Here is a 19,509-nt window from a genome sequence, read left to right as displayed (position 1 = left end):
TAGATAAGAAAATGGAAAAAGAAAGGAAAGAGAGTGCAAAGGATTTTAGCTTATACCCCCCCCCCCCTCGATGGCATTTGACACTAATTGACTTTCAGCTAATTTTTCAGATTTTTGTTTACGTTTTCCCGGCGTTAATTCTGACACAGCAATAAAAACACCTTTGATGTGATCAAAAATGACTCTAAAAATATGGTTCATAAATTACCCTCAACATTATGATTTGTTGCTAAAAAAAGCCTACCGCACAAAAAGCTTGTTTCGATTGAATTGTAAGTTCACGTTATAGACACGAAAATAAATCTGCAAGATTTTAGCCTTTACCTAAGTTTAGGTAAATATAAAAATAACTTTCTATTCATAATTTTTTAATGATTTAAGCTAAAATTTTATTTTTTAGAGTAACAATATTTTATTTTGGAGTGTTTTTTTTGGAGTGGCGTTGAAATTTGGTTTGGTTTCGATGTAAAGGTGACTTACTTTTACTGCGGCTGCGCCTTGCATTGATACTTTGGTTTCGCCCAAAGGGCGACCCCATTTTCTTTGCTTGCCCAAAGAAAATGGGGGAAAAGAAAGGGCACCCTGAACGCTTGCTTTTCCTCATTCCGGTCAGATTTTCCGGGCGGCAAAAAAACAGATTTTTCGAGCAAGCTCGAAAAATTAACACTTTTTTTGCCTGAAAATCTTCCCTGCATTCGGGCAAGCGTTAAAGGGAACCCATTAGTGCTTTTATCGAAATTTGTGATTGGAAATAAATTAAAGACACGATTTCACGATTAAAAATTTTCACTGAACAAGATAAAATCCCCAAATCCCCCTTTACAACTTGCCTGAATGAGCGGCGAAGTGGCTAGGAGAATTTTTCGTGTTTGAGTCCCCATTTTGCCACGCAGTGGCAGTTAAAATGGGGGCGAGTTTAAAAATTCTCCGTCTGCCACTCCGCGAAATGAAGAACAGCAAGTTGTCAGGGGGTGTGTTCTTTGCCTACTTTCTTACACAAGTAAGAAAGTAGGTCGCCTTTAGGCGAAACCTAAACTCGCCGCAGTAAAATGGGGTTACCCTTTGGGCGAAACCCAAACTTACCACAGAAAAATGAAATCGCCCCTTGAGAGAAACCAAAGCATCAATGCAAGGCGCAGCCGCAGTAAAAGTAAGTCGCCTTTAGATCGAAACCTAAAACCAAATAACAAAAAAAGCGCGGTAAAACCGCGCTTCCCCCCTCATCTCAAACTAACATTACCTTTCCTGTAACGCCTGCTTCATACGTGTAATCGGTTTGATTAAGTATTGGAATACCGTTTTCTCACCGGTTTTAATATCCACAGTCGCAATCATCCCCGGTAATACCGGTAATTCGTGGCCGTTTTTATCGGTTAAATGGCTGCCGTTGGTTTTTACCAACACACGATAGAACGAGTTGTTCGGGTTCAGATTTAAATCGCTCGGTTGACGTTTATCCTGCAAAGTACTCGGACTTAATAAGGTCACAATGCCGTCCAAGCCGCCGTAAATCGCATAATCATAAGCGGTTAATTTCACCACCGCTTTCATTCCCGGGCGAATATAAGCCACATCTTTCGGGTTAATATAGGCTTCCACCAACAGATTATCCTCCACCGGCACGATTTCCATAATATCCTGTCCGGCGGAAATGACACCACCGATGGTGTTAATCCGGATATTTTTCACAATCCCTTTTAATGGTGCACGAATTAAAGAGCGTTCCACCGGATCGGCACGTGCGGCGAGGTTTTCTTTCGCTTGATCAAGATCGCCCTGCACTCGCACCAATTCATTACCGGCATCAGTGATATATTTATGTTCACGTTCGGAAATCTGCAACGCCATATCATTTGCGGAGCGTTTCATTCGCAACAATTCCACTTGCGAAACCGCTCCTTTCGCCACCATTGGCTCTGTCAAGGCAATTTCGGAATCAAGATAGGCTTTACTGTCACGCAAGGTTTTCACTGCTTCTTCCAGTGCCTGTTTCTTCGCTTTATAGACTTCCATTTCACGATCTTTAATCTCTTGCGGAATTTTTTCCGGAAAAACCGGTGTTTGCCCTGAAATTTCAGCTTTCAAACGGGTGGTGATCGCTTCCAAGTTATCCACTTTCGCTTGTGTTTCACGCAAAATAGCGGAACTTCTGGTGTCGTCCAGTTTTAATAACACCTGCCCTTTTTCCACCAAATCCCCTTCACGCACCATCATTTTATCCAAAATGCCGGGATCTAAACTTTGGATAATCTGTTCACGGCTGTTGGGAATAATTGTGCCTTGTCCACGAGTTACTTCTTCAATTTTGCTGAAATAAGACCAGATGAGGAACACCACTAAAAATGCGCCCAACAACCAAATCATTGCAAATGAACCTGTGTGTTTTTCCACCTGCAAGGCGGCATTGAGGTCATTTAACAGGCGTAAATCCTTGCTGTTGACCTTTTCTGCCGGCATTTGCGACTGTTCAGCTTTTTTGACTTCGGTACTCGGCGGCGTTGCTTGGTTAGCGGACTGCTTTTTGTGCTCGCCGCTTTGTCCGTTATCCTTTTTGTTTTCGTTATTTTTATCGCTCATTACTCAAACCTATTTATTTTCTGTGTCATTGCCACGATGCTCGATTTTTACAGTGGCTTCAGCTTCCTGTTGTTGCGGCTGCGCCAAACGTTTCAATACGGCATCTTTCGGCCCATCCATCACCACTTTGCCGTTATCCACCACAATCACACGGTCAACCAACTGCAACACTTGCGGACGATGTGTAACTACCACTAACGTACGATTTTGTACCCATTGTGACAAACCTACCAAAGCCTGTTGTTCGTGGAATTGATCCAACCCAGTAGTAGGTTCATCCAACAACACTACTTTCGGATCTTTTAACGTCATACGAGCCAATGCCACTGCCTGTTTTTGCCCACCGGATAGCCCTAAACCATTTTCCCCAAGATACATATCCAATCCTCGCGGATGGTTTTGCACTAAGCCTAACAAGCCGAAACGTTGCAACGCTACTAATAGGGTTTGATCGCTCGGGAAGGAGTCCATTCGACCGATATCCAAGTTTTCACGCAATGTGCCTAAGAATAAACGTGGATTTTGTTCCAATAACAGCACCTGATTGCGCAAATAGTAAGGGTCAAGCTGTTTGAGGTTGATGCCGTCCAACGTGATGTTCCCTTTGCTCGGATCATACAAACCAACACCTAATTTCAACGCTGTAGATTTTCCACTGCCAATTTTACCCAATACCCCTACTTTCTCACCCGGACGTACAATTAGGTTAAAATCTTGCAATGCCGGTTGGCTGTCTTCCTGATATTTAAAAGAGACGTGATTAAATTGCAAATGGCCGGAAACCTGCTTCAAACTGACATATTCACGATCCGCCGGTTTATCAATCGGTTTGGAAACAATACCTTCCACCCCTTTTAATGCCAACCACGCCTGTTGGAAACGCGTTGCTAATCCAGCAATTTGTCCCAACGGTGCTAATGCTCGCCCAGAAAGAATGACAGAAGCTATCAATGCCCCCATTGTGATACGGCTGCTCGGATCTTCACTATGAATCAAATAAGTACCGAAAATTACTAGAATTACAGTGTTTAACTGTTGCAAAGCGGTGATTAAATTGACCACAAAATTACTGGTATCTTTTACTTTAATTGAGGAAAAAGAACTTTTTGCGGTATAAAAATCCCAACGCTTCTGCGCCCACGACATTGCATTGTTATTTTTAATAGTTTCAATCCCCTCTATTGCTTCCACCACCAACCCTTGACGTTGTGAAGATTCACGCATTGATTCATTAATGGCACGGGAAAGTGGGGCCTGTGCCAAAATACCGATAACAATCACCAAAGGAATAATAATCGCCGGTACCAATGCCAATTTGCCAGCGACAATCCAAATTACAGTAACAAACAGCAATAAGAATGGTAAATCAACCAAAGTCAGCAAACTGGCACTAGTTAAAAATTCACGCACCGACTCAAAATCACGTAAGTTATTAGCATAAGAACCGGAAGAAACCGGACGATTCTGCAACTTCAATGCCATTACTCGCCGAAACAACATCGCACTAATAATTAGATCGGCTTTTTTACCTGCCACATCTGTTAAATGTCCACGTATCATTTTGGCGGCAAACTCAAAACTGATTGCCAAAATTACGCCGATACTCAACACCCATAAGGTTTCATATGCCTGATTAGGAATTACCCGGTCATACACATTCATTACATAGAGTGAACTGATTAAGGCGAGGAAATTGATAATAAATGTCGCCGCAATCACCTGATAATAATATTTTTTGAAACGCCAAATAATGCGGAAAAACCAGCTCTTCGGCAACGAATATTCCGGCAATTCGGAGCGAATATCTTTCTCCACTTTCGGCTTAATAAACCAGCAATAACCAAGATATTTCGCTGCCAAATCCGCTTCGGCAATCTGCTGTTTTAAGCCATCCGTGTGGGTAACGGTGTAAAGGCGTTTACCCTCTTCGTTGACATCAATTGCAGTAACTACCGCCGCTTCTTCATTTTGTAAAATTAAAATCACCGGCACCGCCAAAGAGGGAATTTCATTCAGCGAGCGGTGCGATAAACTGTTCTCAAAACCTTCGCTACGCAGATATTCGCATAATGATGAGAAATCAAGATTATTGCCGTTGCGGCGAATGGTGTGAGAAGCAAGTGTCGCCACAGAAAGTGGCGACCCTAAAATTTGTGTTGCCAATGCAACATTTTCAATAATTAACTTCATAACTGTTTTTATTTTCTATTTAAGATCAGTAGCCCATTTGGTGGTCATCCCTTGTGAATAAAGGTAATCCAAAACGGAATGACGTAATTGATATTCTGTGGAAACTCGGCTTAATTCAGCACTTAACAGCTCATTTTCCGCATTCAATAAATCCAATAATGAACGTTTTGCAATTTGGAATTGTAATTTATAGAAGTTGGTAACTTCATAAAGTGAATTAACCTGTTTTGATAAGGTACCGATTTGACGGCGGTACTCTTCCAAGTTGATTAATGCGGTTCTGGTTTTCTCTTCTAAATCCAATTTGGTCTGTTCCAAACGGCTTTTTTCCGCTTCCAAAGTTTGTGCTTTTTCCTGTACGCTGTATGAAGAAGCACGGTTGAACATATCCCAAGAAACATTGAGATAAACCTGACGATCCTCTTTGGTTGCTTGTCCGACTAAATCCAATTTCGGATAACGGCTCGCACGTTCAGCTTCGACACCGGCGTGTGCACTGGTAATTTTTGCCTGTGCAGTTTGGTAGGACGGGTGTAAATATTGATTTTGCGAATAGCGTTTTTTCAGTTGCGCTGCAGTCATCCCTTTAAACGGATCTGCCAAACCGTTGGCTTTTACCGCTTTACCGGAATAACGTTGTAATTGGCTTAATGCATCCTGTAATTCACGCTCAGAGGTATTTTGTTGCTGTTCCACCGCAAACATACGCGCTTCCGCCTGCACTAATTCGGAACGGCGACCTTCATCATTATCCGCAATTGCTTCAATTTCACCGATAATACTGCGTAAACGTGCCAAACCGCGTTGCTGTGCCGCAATCGCATCTTTACTGCGGATCGCCATTAAATAGAGTTCCGTAATTTTGTAAGCAATATTCTCTTTGGTTTCATCATATTTATAACGAAAAGAGGCTTCATTGGCTTCGGAATAGGCGACCTTTTTTTCAACCGCTCCGAAAGAATAAAGATTCAAATTCGCCTGCGCACCGGGCGTGAATTTGTTGTTACGGTCATTGGTATTATAACGAGAATAATCTTCCAATGATTGCCGCCCGAACACCGAGATGGTCGGATAATGTCCGGAAATCGCTTGTTCAGTTTGGCTGTGCGCAATCATCGTATTGGCTTTGGCTTCCAATAACTCCGGATCTTTTGCAAAGGCACGAGATAAAATTTGTTTCAATTCTGTATTTTGGCTATTCGCTGCATAGCTGACGCCGGATAAACATAATCCCAAAACGAGAATGGAATAGGTGAAATAATTTCGTGTCATAAACTATTTTCCTTAACCGATTTAAAAATCGCGTAATTATAGAACAAATGATGTGTAATTTGTACCTATTGTTAACTATTCTTTACATTTATCTTATTAAAAAGCATCTTCATCTCTTAATAAATGATAATTTCCTTTTCGCCGCAAAAAGCCCGAACGATCAAAATATTCGATTAACTGCACCGATAATTTTCGCCCGAAGCCAAGCTGATCACGAAACTCATTCACTGAAATTTGCTGATGATGTTTAAGATAAACTTTTAACCATTGCGCAAAACGCTGAATCTGTTGTTGGCGGAAAAAACGATCCTTCACAATCGGAATTAATAACCCCATTTTTCCCGCTTTATACATAAAGCGGCGCATCTCTTGCTCATCCAACGCTAAGGCTGTTGCCATATCACGCACCCAAATCGGCTGCGCTGTTTTTGCAAATTCCGCCTCCACCGCTTGCCATAACTGCTGCTCCTCAGCAGTGAAATTGATCTGATGTTCCGGCAAATGCAACCAACCGTTAGCTTGCAACATTTGCTGCTGCGCTGTCAGTTGATCAATAAAATGGAAAATTAATGCCATCGGCTGATGTAATGCACTCATTCGCCATAAACGAGCTTTGCTGACACCCTGTTGATCCTGATGCTGTTGGTGAAACTGTGCCAAATGTTGTAACAACGTTTGCTGCTGTTGCTGTTGGTAATGCAATGAAAACACCCAATCACGATATAAAAGCAGATGTTGTTGCTGTTGTAAATGTTGCAGCTGTTCTGTTGTCAGCTGCTCCATCCATTGCAGCTGCGCTGTCGCCAATGCCTGATTTTGCAGATAACATTTAATCCGTTCAACGCTGTTCGCACACTGTAATAATGCTTGCAAATAACTCAAACGTTCCGCTGTGCGTTTGTGCCGTTTCGGTGAGTTAATCTCCAACACAGTTGCACCGGCTAATGTCTGTTGATCATCGGCACTGCGTAAAATTAATTTATCCCCAACCGCCATCAACAACGGTTTGTCCATTATCACTTCAACCAGCTCATTGTTGCCGCTGATTAATCGATTCATTTTACCGATGGTGTGATTCGCCGCATAATAAATATGCACTGCTTGGCTGTCATTTAACGTTTGATTCGGGTTGAGTTTAACCGTGATGCGATCACTGGCTGGCATTGTTGCCAAACCGGTGAGCCAATCGCCGCGTTCAATTTCCGCTTTACTCAAATCAGTAGCAAGATTTAACGCCACACGCTGCCCGGCAATGCCGCTCGGTGCATCTTGATTCTGAGCGTGAATGGTTTTCACTCGAACCGTCTGTTGTGTCGAGGACAGATAAATTTCATCTCCTACGGAAACTTTGCCGCCAAACACCGTACCTGTTACCACCAAACCTGCGCCTTTTAATGTAAATACGCGGTCAATCGCATAACGGAACGGTTTATTTTGTTCACGCAAATTTTCCAGTTTTAATAAATACTGCTTTAACTCATCAATGCCCTGACCGGAATAGGCAGAGGTGATAAATGCCGGACTTTGCGCTAAAAATGGGAATTGTTGGCGAATTTGCTGCAATAATTGCGCGATTTGTGTCGAATCGGCACGATCCGCTTTGGTAATCACGATAATAATTTGCTTAAACTGTAATAAATGCAACAACGTTAAATGCTCAACGGTTTGCGGCTTAATGCCCTCATCCGCCGCCACCATTAACATTGCATAATCAACACCGCCTAATCCTGCCAACATATTGGAGAGAAATTTTTCGTGCCCCGGCACATCGATAAAACCTAAAATACGATCGCCAACCGGCAAATAGGCATACCCAAGGTCAATCGTCATTCCGCGCTTTTTCTCTTCCGGAAGGCGATCCGCATTCGTGCCTGTCAACGCCTGCAATAAAGCGGTTTTGCCGTGATCAACGTGTCCCGCTGTGACTATAATCATAATTCATTCACCGTTGTTAATAATGTTTCTATTTGCGCCACACTGCGTAAATCCAGCCATAATTTATTATTTTCCACCCGACCGATAATAGGTTGGGATAAGGTTTTCAACATTGTGATTAATTGATACAGATCTTCACTTTTCGCCGATTTTGCCTGCAAAGTTACTGCTAAAGAAGCAATTTTCGTCATTGGTTGTGCACCACTGCCGATTTGAGCATCGCACGCCTCTATCATTAAATCGAAACGATCTCCGAGCTTGGTCTGTAACGCTTGCAACAGTTGCTGTGCCTGTGGTTGCAATTCTGCCGTTGTTTTACTGAGTGCACTTAATGTCGGCAATGATTTAGGCAAATTTTCCGGCTCAAGATATAAACGCAAAGTGGCTTCCAACGCACTTAAAATCACCTTATCACAACGCAAAACCCGTTTTAACGGATGCTGTTGTAACTGCTCAATCAATGCTTTTTTGCCGACAATAATACCTGCCTGTGGCCCACCCAATAATTTATCACCGGAAAACGAAATTAAATCCACACCTGCCGCCACTTTTTGTTGCACTTGCGGTTCGTGCGGCAAACCATAATCACGAAAATCTATCAACGCACCGCTTCCCAAATCGGTAATTACCGGAATATTTTTCTCTTGCCCCAACTGCACCAGCTCTTCTTCGCTGACACTTTTGGTAAAGCCGACAATCTGATAATTGCTGCTATGCACTTTCAACAAAAACGCGGTATTTTCATTAATTGCTTGGGCATAATCACGCAAGTGTGTGCGGTTTGTGGTGCCAACTTCCACCAATTTACAACCTGCCTGTTGCATAATATCGGGAATACGGAAAGCACCGCCAATTTCGATCAGCTCGCCACGAGAGATAATCACCTCACGATCTTTGGCAAAGGTTGCCAACATCAACAGCACGGCGGCAGCGTTATTATTGACGATACACGCCGCTTCCGCACCGGTTAAATGCGCCAATAACTCACTGATTGCTTGGTCTCGATGCCCACGCTTACCCTGTTGCAAATCAAATTCCAACGCCACATTCTGTTGCATCGCCTGTAATGCTGCCTGTTGTGCCGCTTGCGCCCAAATGGCTCTGCCTAAATTGGTGTGTAACACCGTTCCGGTTAAGTTATGCACCGGCTGAATTGCAAGCTGTCGTTGTTGTTGCAACGCTGACTCCAGCTGCTGCAAAAAGGTCTGTTCATCGGCACAAAACGGCGGTAATTGCGCCGATGTTTTGATGAACGCTCTTGCCTGCTGTAAAAAATGACGCATTGTCGCAACCGTTGCACTATGACCATATTTTTCCAACAGGCGAGTACCGCTTTCGGTTTTCAGTAAACGATCAATAGAGGGAAGTTGTCGGTAAAGCCCTGACATAACAGATTCCTAATTATTGGAAATAAAACAAATAATACTGTTTTTATCAGAAAAATTCAGTAAAATGAGTGCGCTTTTGTGATACAAAGCACTTTTCTTATGTTCTCGGGAGAGTCGTCGTTTCCGGTGAGGCGGCAGGACTTCAAATCCTGTTAAGGCTGCCAGCAGTCTTGGGTAGGTTCAACTCCTATGACTCTCCGCCATTCATTTCATTAAAATCTCTTTATTTAATGTTATTTATGAGCAATAACGCCATTTTTACTATAAAAAAAACCTACAAAATGAACTGACGCCCAAATGTAGGTTTAATGTGAGATGCCTGTTGAAAGCACCCTATTAATGCTGTTTATGCGTAGTGTTATATAAAATTCTATCGGTATATGCCACTGCCAATGCTGACGCTAAGAAACCGAGATGTAAAAACAGTTGCCACATAATCTGTTTTTCCGGCAAATTAGCCGCATTAATAAATGTCTGCAACATATGGATAGAGGAAATACTGATAATCGCCATTGATAACTTCACTTTCAACACTGAAGCATTAACGTGATCCAGCCATTCCGGCTGATCCGGATGATTATCGGTATTTAATTTAGAAACAAAAGTTTCATAACCACCAACCAACACCATCACCAATAAGTTGGCAATCATTACCACATCAATCAGATTCAACACCGCCAACATAATGGTGTTTTCATCCATTTGATTCAGATTGACCACTAAGTGCCAAAGTGATTTCAAAAATTTAAAGGCATAAATAATCTGTACCACGATTAAACCAAGATAGATCGGCAATTGAACCCATCTACTGGCAAAAATCAATTTAGCAATCGCATTTGGTTTTGGAGTTGTTTGTTCTTGTTGCATAAAATCCTTAATTATTTATTTTTTAATAAATCACGAATTTCAGTTAATAATTTTTCTTCTGCGCTTGGTTCAGCCGGTTTTGGTTCTTCTGCCGGTTTTTCACGTTTTAATTTATTCATCGCTTTAATTGCCACGAAAATAGCAAATGCAATAATGATGAAATCAAAAACAGTTTGAATAAACATACCGTAATTTAAGGTTACTGCCGGAATATCACCGACCGGACCACGCAAAATAATTTTAAGATCTTTAAAATCAACGCCGCCGACCAATAAACCGATAATCGGCATTACCACATCACCGACTAAAGAACTGACGATTTTACCGAATGCGCCACCGATAATAACCCCGACTGCCATATCAACAACGTTACCGCGCATTGCGAATTCACGAAACTCTTTCAAAAAACTCATTTTTCATACTCCTAAGTTAAAATTAATAATCAAATGTTAAAAACGGCGCACATTATATTTTTATTGCAGATTTGATACAAATATTTTTAACTACTTTTTCCAAAAATTAGGAAACAATAAAATAAGAATTGTCATAATTTCAAGTCGTCCCAATAACATCCCTAAAATCATCAGCCATTTTGCTACTGTCGGAATATTAGCAAAACTACCACTGGCTCCCACTTCATTACCAAATCCCGGCCCTACATTGCTGATCGCCGTTGCCGCTGCGCTCCACGCACTTTCAAAATTCATTCCGGAAATTGCCATTAACACCGCTAAAACCGCCATAATCATAAAGTAACTGAAGATAAAGCCGACTATCCCGAATACGGTTTCATTTGATACCGTATGGCGATTATAATGTACAGCGGAAATACTATTTGGATGAATCAATCTTAATATTTGATGTTTTAATACTTGGAACATTATTTGAAAACGGAATATCTTAATCCCACCGGTAGTTGAACCTGAACACCCTCCTAAAATAAAAGCTACCGTAAATATCATTGTTGTGGTTGCCGTCCAAGTATCAAAATTACCTAAACTAAAGCCACAAGTGGACATAATATTAATTAAATTAAAAAAAGCATAACGAAGGCTATCCTGCCAACTAAATACATTCTCATAATTGAGCCAAGTAGCAGTAAATAAAGCAACAATAAAAACAAAAACAGTAAATCCAATTAATTGCTGATCACGGAATAAAACCAAAATATTTCGCCGATGAATTGCTTGAACCATTAATAGGAAGGGTAATGAGCCGATAAACATAAATACTGTGCAAATCCATTGTGTATTACTATTAAATTCGCTCATTGAGCCACTTCGTGTCGAAAATCCACCAGTTGAGATCGTAGTAAAAGCGTGATTAATCGCATCAAAAAAATCCATTTCCGACCACATATAACAAAATAGACAAATAACAGTTAAAGAGAGATAAATTTGGATAATACTTTTAGCAATGTCTCTCGCTTGTGGCAAAATTTTATCGGATTTATCAGAAGACTCAGTTCGGAACAATGTCATTCCACCCACATTTAAGAACGGCAACACCGCAACCGCCATCACAATAAAGCCTAAACCTCCTAACCATTGCATTGTAGAACGCCACATTAACAGTGCCGGAGAGGTATCGCTCACATCAACAATAATGCTGGAACCTGTAGTTGTCACACCAGAAACAGTTTCAAAATAGGCATCGGTAAAACTAAAATCACTGATCACAATAAACGGCAAGGCACTGAAAACACAACTAATCACCCAAATCAGTGTCGTCAACAACAGCATATCTTTCACGCGTAGGCGCATATCTTGCGGTTTTTTACGCGTTAAAATAAAAGAGACAAAATGAGTGATGCCGATACAGATTAAAAAACCAATCAAACCATCACCGTTATGAAAAAAGGTTACGATTAACGGAATAATCATCAACCACGCAATTTTAGAAAGTACTGAACCTAAAATGTAGAGAATAAATGGTCGATTAAACATAATGTTACCTTTTTAGATAAAGAACGGGCTTGGTTGGAACAATTTTTCCACTTCGGCAATATACTTTTTATCTTGCAAGAACAAAATAACGTGATCATTCTCTTCAATTATCAACTCCTCATTGGCAATCAACACTTCGCCGTTACGACTGACCGCCCCGATGATCACGCCTTGCGGAATTTTGATTTTTTTCAGTTCACGCCCGATAACTTGTGAAGTTTGCGCATTACCGTGAGCCACAATTTCGATTACTTCAGCCACACCGCGCCGCAATACGGTAACATTCACAATATCGCCTTTTCTGACATAACTTAACAGTGCCGAAACAGTCGCCTGTTGCGGTGAAATGGCGATATCGATCGTGCCGCCCTGCACCAAATGCAGATAAGCAATACGTTGGATTAAAGCAATCGCTTTTTTCGTTCCTAACCGTTTCGCCAACAGTGATGCCATAATATTGGCTTCATCATCACTGGTTAAGGCAATAAACGCATCAATATTTTCAATGTGTTCTTCAAACAGAAACGCCTGATCAGAAGCATCAGCACAAAAAACAATAGTTTTTGATAATCTCTCCGCCAGCATTTCCGCCCGCTTCTGATTACGTTCCACCAACTTGACGCTATAATCATTTTCCAATGTTCTTGCCAAGCCGGAACCGACATTACCGCCACCAACAATCATTATGCGACGATAATTTTTCTCTAAGCGTTGCAATTCACTCATCACCGCACGGATGTGCTGGCTGGCACAAATAAAGGTGACTTCATCACCTGCTTCAATAATGGTTGAACCTTTCGGTCGAATCACTTTATCCTGTCGCCAAATGGATACAACACGCGCATCAATATGCGGCAAATGTTCCTGTAACATTGAAATCGAATAACCAACCAAAGGCCCACCGTAATACGCTTTCACTACCGCTAAACTGATCAGCCCGTCAGCAAAATTGGCGACTTGCAAGGTGCCGGGATAATTCACTAAACGGGCAATATCATCAATGACCAACTGCTCCGGTGAAATAATATGATCGATAGGCAAAACTTCATTTTTAAACAGTTTGTCCTTTTCGCGAATATATTCCGCATTACGAATACGCGCGATTTTGGTCGGCACTTTAAACAGGGTGTAAGCCACCTGACAAGCCACCATATTGACTTCATCCGAACTGGTTACCGCCACCAGCATATCGGCATCGGTCGCCCCTGCTTCACGCAAGGTTCGTGGGGATGACGCATTACCGTGAACGACACGTAAATCGTGTTTATCCTGCAAGCGGTTCAAACGCTCAATATCATTATCCACTAAGGTGATTTCGTTATCTTCGCTAACCAAATTTTCTGCTAACGTACCGCCGACCTGTCCGGCACCTAATATGATAATTTTCACCGCTCTTACCTTTCAGCTTGTTTCACTAATTTGGCATAAAAGAAACCATCTCCGCCTTGTTGATGCGGAAAACATTGAAAACCGAATCCGGTATCTATGCCCTGTTCACCTAAATCCACTGCGATCAATTTTGCATCGGAATGTGTTGCTAAAAAGGATCGAATTTGCTCACTATTTTCTTGCGGCAAAATAGAACAGGTTGCATAGAGCAGAACGCCGTTTACTTTTAGCCGTTGCCATAAAGCTTGCAAAATCTGTTTTTGTAATGCAACCAACTGCTCAATATCGCTCGGCTGCCGCAACCATTTGATATCCGGATGACGGCGAATCACACCGGTTGCCGAACAAGGCGCATCCAACAAAATCCGATCAAACATTGCGCCATCCTGTAACCATTGTTGAGGCTGTGATGCATCACCGCAAATCACGTTTGCGTGCTGATTAAGGCGTTGTAAATTCTGCTCAACTCGCTGCAAACGACCGGCCTCAACATCCAAAGCGGTCACTACCGCTTGTGGTGCTAATTCTAAAATGTGCGTTGTCTTTCCGCCCGGTGCCGCACAGGCATCCAAAATCGTTTCATTATTTTGTCCATCCAACAACAACGCTGCCCATTGGGCGTGACAATCCTGAACACTGACCCAGCCCTGCTCAAAGTTAGGCAACTGTTCCACTGCAATGGCATTCTGTAAACGCAAAGCTGACGGCGGTTGTGCGCTCTCACCGGCAATGTGTTGTTGTGCCAATAACTGTTGATATTGTTCAGTGCTGCAATGTCGGTGATTGACGCGTAACCACATTGGCGGTTTTTGATTATTCTCTTCAACAATCTGTCGCCAATTTTGCGGATAACAAGATTTCAGTAAATTCACCAACCATTCCGGATGCAAGGTTTGCCAATGTTTATCAATCACTGCCAAAATCGACGCTTGCTCTCGCAAAAAACGGCGCATTACCCCATTGACCAAGCCACGAAAGCTCTCCACTTTCAACACGGCGGTTGCTTTCACCACTTCATCGACTGCGGCGTGTGCCGGTATACGGGTATAAAGTAACTGATATAAACCCACCAATAACAGACAATGAACAATGCGTGTTTTTCCTTTTAACGGCTTAGCCACCAATTTGCCGATAATGCGCTCCAATCTTGGTAACACCCGACAAACACCAAAACAAACTTCCTGTAACAATCCCATATCCTGTAGGGAAATACGTTGTTGTGCCGCCGGCAATAATGAAGAGAGCGATTTTCCTTGATCCAACACTTGCAATATCACTTCCGCCATCACCGCTCGCAATGGCATTTTTTTAGATAATTGAGGTTTCATTTCTGCTCACTTAATCAAGTTGTTTTCCGACTTCAAACCAATCACTGCGTCCGTTAAGGAAATCCTGCACTGCCATCGGTTTCTTACCCGCCGGCTGTAATTGTGTAATATTCAACACCCCATCCGCCGTTGCAATCTGTATTCCCTGTTTATTTGCCTGCAACACAGTGCCGACTGTTTGATTTTGATGCGGCAATACAGTGGCTTGATAAACTTTCAATATTTGGTTGTTACCTTGTGCATCCGTTGTTTGTAACCAACTGATCGGCCACGGATTAAACGCTCGAATGCAACGTTCAAGCTGAACTGCCGGCAATGACCAATCCAATTTTGCCTCTTCTTTACTTAATTTTTCAGCATAATTGCTGAATTCATTTTGTTGCGCTTGTGGCGGATATTTGCCCTCTTCTAAATGATCCAACACCTCAATTAATGCTTGCGGTGCCAATGTTGCCAACTTTTGATACAAGGATGCGGAGGTTTCATCCTTGCTGATTTCACAGCTGACTTTATGCAACATATCGCCGGTATCCAAACCTTCATCCATCTGCATAATGGTGACACCGGTTTGCTCATCACCTGCCCAAATCGCACGTTGAATCGGCGCAGCGCCTCGCCAACGAGGCAACAGGGAACCGTGCACATTCAAACAGCCTAAACGGGGCATCGCCAACACCGCTTTCGGCAAAATCAAGCCATAAGCGACCACCACCATTACATCGGCATTTAATTGAGCTAATTGTTGTTGAGCCTCCTCTTTACGCAACGATTTTGGTTGAAAAATCGGTAAATTATGTGCCAATGCCAACTGTTTAACTGCACTTGGTTGTAATTTTTTACCGCGCCCTGCCGGCTTGTCCGGCTGAGTATAAACCGCAATCACTCGATGCTGAGAAGCTAATAACGCCTGCAAATGTTGTGCCGCAAAATCGGGCGTGCCGGCAAAAATAATGTTTAAAGGTTTCATCAATTCGCACCTAAATCAATTCTGTTTTATGGTTAAAATAAATTGGTTATCTTACCTTAGGGGTTTACGAAATAAAATCGTTAATTCTCAAGCGGCTTTCCGTTTACATTATTAAATGTCGTATTGTGATGTAATTCAAGGTAAACTATGCGCTATTCATTTTCGCCAGCTTATTTCATTTTATGCGTTTATTAACTATCGGTTTATTCTCATTATTATTAATTTCAATTTATAACTTTTGGTTCGGTGATTCCGGTTATCAAACCTATAAACAGACAATGACTGAAATTAGCCAACAGAAACGCATTAATGAAAAACAGAGTCAAATCAACCAAGAGGCTAAAGCGGAAACACAAGATTTAAAACAGGGTTTTGCCGCTGTGGAAGAACGTGCCCGCAGCAATTATGAAATGGTCAAACCGAATGAAACTTTTTATCGTATCTTAAAATCTGAAAAATAATGGAGCATTCGTTAATGATTCGTCGAATATTTGCCATTGTTCCCGCCGCCGGTGTTGGCAGCCGTATGCAAAGCGATCGCCCGAAACAGTATCTCCATTTACTCGGTAAAACCATTTTGCAACATACGTTGGAAAAACTTCTTGCTTATACCGCAATTGAAAAAATTATTGTCGCCGTTGCCGCCGAAGATCCCTATCTCGCCCAATTTCCATTAAAAAATCATCCAAAAATCCAATGGGTTATCGGTGGTGAAAGTCGCGATCAGTCGGTATTAAATGCGTTAAACACCATTGATGAACAAGTTTGGGTAATGGTGCACGATGCCGCCAGACCCTGCATTACCCATCAGGATTTAGATAAATTATGTGCGATCACCGATATTCAAGGCGCTATTCTGGCAAAACCGGTTGTCGACACCATCAAAAAGGCATTCCCAAACCGGCAGCAGATTGAAAAAACGGAAGACAGATCCCGTTTATGGCACGCATTAACGCCACAATTTTTCCCGGCACAACGTTTAAAACAGGCGTTGCAATATGCCCATCAACAAGGGTTAAGCGTTACCGATGAAGCCTCTGCACTGGAGTTAATCGGTGATTATCCGCAATTAGTTTCCGGTCGCAGCGATAATATCAAAATTACCCGTCCGGAAGATTTGGCATTAGCCGAATTTTATTTACAGCAACAACAAAAAGAGGAACAACAATGATAAGAATCGGTCACGGTTTTGATGTTCACGCCTTTACTGATGACGGCAAGGGCTTTGTCATCCTTGGCGGCGTTAAAATTCCCTATGCCAAAAGTTTGTTAGCCCATTCAGACGGCGATGTTGCATTGCACGCCCTAACGGATGCCTTACTCGGTGCTGCGGCATTAGGCGATATCGGCAAACTGTTTCCGGATACCGATATGGCATATAAAGGGGCGGACAGCCGAGAATTATTAAAGGAAGCATTCCGTCAAATTCAACAACTTGGCTATCATATCGGAAATGTGGATGTCACCATTATTGCTCAAGCGCCGAAAATGCGACCGCATATTGATCAAATGCGAGCCAATATCGCTCAAGATTTGCAATGCGATATTGCTCAAGTCAATGTGAAAGCCACTACCACTGAAAAACTGGGCTTTACCGGTCGTAGCGAAGGGATTGCCTGCGAAGCTGTTGCGTTATTGCACAAAACTCTTTAGATTATTCCTCATTTATTCAAAAAGAAAAAAAGGAGCGCATAATGAATATTTTATTAAGTAATGATGATGGTTTTCACGCTGAAGGCATTCAAACTTTGGCTTCCCATTTACGCACTTTTGCCAATGTTATTATTGTTGCTCCTGATCGCAATCGAAGTGCCGCTTCATCCGCTCTCACACTGGTTGAACCGTTGCGTCCGCGACAAATTGATAATGGTGATTATTGTGTCAACGGCACGCCTGCGGATTGCGTCTATTTAGCGATGAATTATTTGCTTGCCGGTAAAATTGATTTAGTGGTGTCCGGTATTAATGCCGGCTGCAATCTTGGCGATGATATTCTCTATTCGGGTACGGTTGCCGCCGCCTTTGAAGGCCGCCATTTAGGTTTGCCCGCTATTGCGGTATCACTTGACGGCAGACAACATTACGACACCGCCGCTAAAGTGGTTTGTGATCTGATTCCGAAATTACACTCTCATCTATTGCGTCGTCGTGAAATTCTAAACATCAATGTTCCGGATCTGCCTTATGATCAATTAAAAGGTACAAAAGTGACTAAACTTGGTTACCGCGCCAGTGAGGGAGAAATTATTAAACAAATTGATCCGCGCGGTGAAGCTATTTACTGGTTAGGTCTGTCCAGTTTGCCGGAATATGCCGATGAAGGCACCGATTTTCACGCTGTCGCCAACGGTTTTGTTTCCATTACCCCGATACAAGCGGATATGACGGCTCATCACTCTCTAACTGCGGTGCAAGAGTGGCTTAACTTAGGATAATCACTATGTCTGTTGAACAACAACGTTTGGTTAATGAACTCTATCATCGTGGCATTCACGATCAGCGGGTTTTGCAAGCGATCTATGAAATTCCTCGTCCTTTCTTTATTGAAGAGGTTTTTCGTCAACACAGTTACGAAGATATGCCATTGCCGATTGGTGAAGGACAAACTATTTCGCAACCCTATATAGTGGCAAAAATGACAGCACTGCTGCAATTACAGCCGACCGATAAAGTGTTGGAAATCGGCACCGGCAGTGGTTATCAAACTGCGATTTTAGCCAAATTGGCGCAACAGATTTTTAGTGTAGAAAGAATCAAATCCTTGCAGTGGCAGGCAATGCACCGTTTTAAAAAATTGGAATTACATAATATTCGCTTAAAACACGGTGATGGCTGGGAAGGCTTAAAAGGGCACGCTCCTTTTAATGCGATTATCGTTACCGCCGCACCGTCAACCATACCAACCGCATTATTACAACAGTTGGCGGATGGCGGTAGGTTAGTATTACCGGTTGGAGAAGAACAACAGATTCTGCAACGTATTACGCGTATTAATGATAAATATCAGATTGAAAATATTGAAGAAGTTAAATTTGTGCCGTTAGTAAAAGGAGACACTTTATGAATCTGTTTGGCCGAATGTATGACAAAACAATGCAATGGTCGAAACATAAATTTGCCGTTTATTGGTTATTATTAGTTAGCTTCATTGAAGCTATTTTTTTTCCTATTCCACCGGATGTGATGTTGGTGCCAATGTCGATGTCAAAACCGCAAAAAGCTTTACGTTATGCACTTTATTGCGGCTTAGCTTCCACTATCGGCGGAATGATCGGTTATGCCGTTGGCTATTATGCTTTTGATTTTATTAAAGATTATATTGCACTTTGGGGCTATCAATCACATTGGGACACCGCTGTATCTTGGTTTGAAAAATGGGGCATTTTAGTGGTTTTCGTTGCCGGTTTTTCGCCAATTCCCTATAAAGTGTTCACCATTTGTGCAGGCGTAATGCAAATGGCATTCTTGCCGTTTGTTGCAACTGCATTTATTTCTCGCACCGCTCGTTTTATGTTAGTGGCAAAATTATCCGCTTGGGGCGGAGAACGATTTGCTGCACAATTACGCAATTATATTGAAATCATTGGCTGGGGCGTTGTAGTATTAGCAATCTGTGCCTATTTTCTCTTAAAGTAGCAAAATTTTAATAG

18 protein-coding genes and 1 tRNA gene are annotated in these 19,509 nt (G+C 42.2%); 7 read left to right on the top strand and 12 right to left on the bottom strand.

Annotated features, from left to right (window positions below):
• Positions 1 to 45 precede the first annotated feature (45 nt).
• The 6 genes from A3EO_RS13020 to selA form a co-directional block, all read right to left on the bottom strand.
• Positions 46 to 201, bottom strand: coding sequence for an ESPR domain-containing protein (locus A3EO_RS13020; protein ID WP_018345495.1), 156 nt, complete (start codon positions 199 to 201; stop codon positions 46 to 48).
• A gap of 1,035 nt (positions 202 to 1,236) precedes the next feature.
• A complete protein-coding gene (locus A3EO_RS0100290) occupies positions 1,237 to 2,577 on the bottom strand; it encodes an HlyD family efflux transporter periplasmic adaptor subunit (protein ID WP_018345493.1) in 1,341 nt (446 codons plus the stop codon).
• Positions 2,578 to 2,586: 9 nt separating this feature from the next.
• Positions 2,587 to 4,767 (bottom strand): type I secretion system permease/ATPase, encoded by a 2,181-nt coding sequence (locus tag A3EO_RS0100285; protein WP_018345492.1) that lies wholly within the window; start codon positions 4,765 to 4,767, stop codon positions 2,587 to 2,589.
• 15 nt (positions 4,768 to 4,782) lie between these two features.
• Positions 4,783 to 6,039: a TolC family protein gene (locus A3EO_RS0100280; RefSeq protein WP_018345491.1), complete on the bottom strand. Its 1,257-nt coding sequence runs from the start codon at positions 6,037 to 6,039 to the stop codon at positions 4,783 to 4,785.
• A 96-nt stretch (positions 6,040 to 6,135) separates the two neighbouring features.
• Positions 6,136 to 7,974, bottom strand: coding sequence for a selenocysteine-specific translation elongation factor (gene selB / locus A3EO_RS0100275; RefSeq protein WP_018345490.1), 1,839 nt, complete (start codon positions 7,972 to 7,974; stop codon positions 6,136 to 6,138).
• On the bottom strand, positions 7,971 to 9,362 hold the full coding sequence (gene selA, locus A3EO_RS0100270; protein ID WP_018345489.1) for an L-seryl-tRNA(Sec) selenium transferase: 1,392 nt from the start codon (positions 9,360 to 9,362) through the stop codon (positions 7,971 to 7,973). Before selA ends, selB begins: the two co-directional genes overlap by 4 nt.
• 108 nt (positions 9,363 to 9,470) lie before the next feature.
• Here selA and A3EO_RS13280 point away from each other — a divergent pair.
• A tRNA-Sec gene (locus A3EO_RS13280) sits at positions 9,471 to 9,565 on the top strand.
• Between the two features lie 133 nt (positions 9,566 to 9,698).
• Here A3EO_RS13280 and A3EO_RS0100265 read toward each other — a convergent pair.
• The 6 genes from A3EO_RS0100265 to fmt all read right to left on the bottom strand — a co-directional run bounded on the left by A3EO_RS0100265 (position 9,699) and on the right by fmt (position 15,859).
• The gene (locus tag A3EO_RS0100265) at positions 9,699 to 10,229 is read right to left on the bottom strand and encodes a TIGR00645 family protein (RefSeq protein WP_013746024.1); all 531 of its coding nucleotides are present in this window, start codon (positions 10,227 to 10,229) and stop codon (positions 9,699 to 9,701) included.
• A gap of 11 nt (positions 10,230 to 10,240) precedes the next feature.
• Complete coding sequence (mscL, locus tag A3EO_RS0100260; RefSeq protein ID WP_018345488.1) at positions 10,241 to 10,642, bottom strand: large-conductance mechanosensitive channel protein MscL; 402 nt, start codon at positions 10,640 to 10,642, stop codon at positions 10,241 to 10,243.
• 90 nt (positions 10,643 to 10,732) lie between these two features.
• On the bottom strand, positions 10,733 to 12,175 hold the full coding sequence (locus A3EO_RS0100255; RefSeq protein WP_018345487.1) for a TrkH family potassium uptake protein: 1,443 nt from the start codon (positions 12,173 to 12,175) through the stop codon (positions 10,733 to 10,735).
• A 12-nt stretch (positions 12,176 to 12,187) separates the two neighbouring features.
• On the bottom strand, positions 12,188 to 13,564 hold the full coding sequence (gene trkA / locus A3EO_RS0100250) for a Trk system potassium transporter TrkA (protein WP_018345486.1): 1,377 nt from the start codon (positions 13,562 to 13,564) through the stop codon (positions 12,188 to 12,190).
• Between the two features lie 5 nt (positions 13,565 to 13,569).
• Entirely contained in the window at positions 13,570 to 14,892 is a 1,323-nt protein-coding gene (gene rsmB / locus A3EO_RS0100245) for a 16S rRNA (cytosine(967)-C(5))-methyltransferase RsmB (protein ID WP_018345485.1), read from the bottom strand.
• A gap of 10 nt (positions 14,893 to 14,902) precedes the next feature.
• A complete protein-coding gene (gene fmt, locus A3EO_RS0100240) occupies positions 14,903 to 15,859 on the bottom strand; it encodes a methionyl-tRNA formyltransferase (RefSeq protein WP_018345484.1) in 957 nt (318 codons plus the stop codon).
• 182 nt (positions 15,860 to 16,041) lie between these two features.
• Here fmt and ftsB point away from each other — a divergent pair, with 182 nt between their 5' ends.
• Genes ftsB through A3EO_RS0100210 form a run of 6 tightly spaced genes read left to right on the top strand, consistent with a single transcriptional unit; the run spans position 16,042 to position 19,495 of the window.
• Complete coding sequence (gene ftsB, locus A3EO_RS0100235) at positions 16,042 to 16,320, top strand: cell division protein FtsB (RefSeq protein WP_018345483.1); 279 nt, start codon at positions 16,042 to 16,044, stop codon at positions 16,318 to 16,320.
• 14 nt (positions 16,321 to 16,334) lie between these two features.
• Complete coding sequence (gene ispD, locus A3EO_RS0100230) at positions 16,335 to 17,030, top strand: 2-C-methyl-D-erythritol 4-phosphate cytidylyltransferase (RefSeq protein ID WP_018345482.1); 696 nt, start codon at positions 16,335 to 16,337, stop codon at positions 17,028 to 17,030.
• Positions 17,027 to 17,512, top strand: coding sequence for a 2-C-methyl-D-erythritol 2,4-cyclodiphosphate synthase (gene ispF / locus A3EO_RS0100225; RefSeq protein WP_018345481.1), 486 nt, complete (start codon positions 17,027 to 17,029; stop codon positions 17,510 to 17,512). Before ispD ends, ispF begins: the two co-directional genes overlap by 4 nt.
• A 41-nt stretch (positions 17,513 to 17,553) precedes the next feature.
• On the top strand, positions 17,554 to 18,294 hold the full coding sequence (surE, locus tag A3EO_RS0100220) for a 5'/3'-nucleotidase SurE (RefSeq protein ID WP_013746015.1): 741 nt from the start codon (positions 17,554 to 17,556) through the stop codon (positions 18,292 to 18,294).
• A gap of 5 nt (positions 18,295 to 18,299) precedes the next feature.
• Positions 18,300 to 18,923, top strand: coding sequence for a protein-L-isoaspartate(D-aspartate) O-methyltransferase (locus A3EO_RS0100215; protein WP_013746014.1), 624 nt, complete (start codon positions 18,300 to 18,302; stop codon positions 18,921 to 18,923).
• On the top strand, positions 18,920 to 19,495 hold the full coding sequence (locus tag A3EO_RS0100210; protein ID WP_018345480.1) for a YqaA family protein: 576 nt from the start codon (positions 18,920 to 18,922) through the stop codon (positions 19,493 to 19,495). Before A3EO_RS0100215 ends, A3EO_RS0100210 begins: the two co-directional genes overlap by 4 nt.
• The last annotated feature ends 14 nt before the right edge of the window (positions 19,496 to 19,509 follow it).

Source organism: Gallibacterium anatis DSM 16844 = F 149, assembly GCF_000379785.1.
Classification (GTDB): Bacteria; Pseudomonadota; Gammaproteobacteria; order Enterobacterales; family Pasteurellaceae; genus Gallibacterium; species Gallibacterium anatis.
This window is presented reverse-complemented; position numbering and strand designations above follow the sequence as displayed.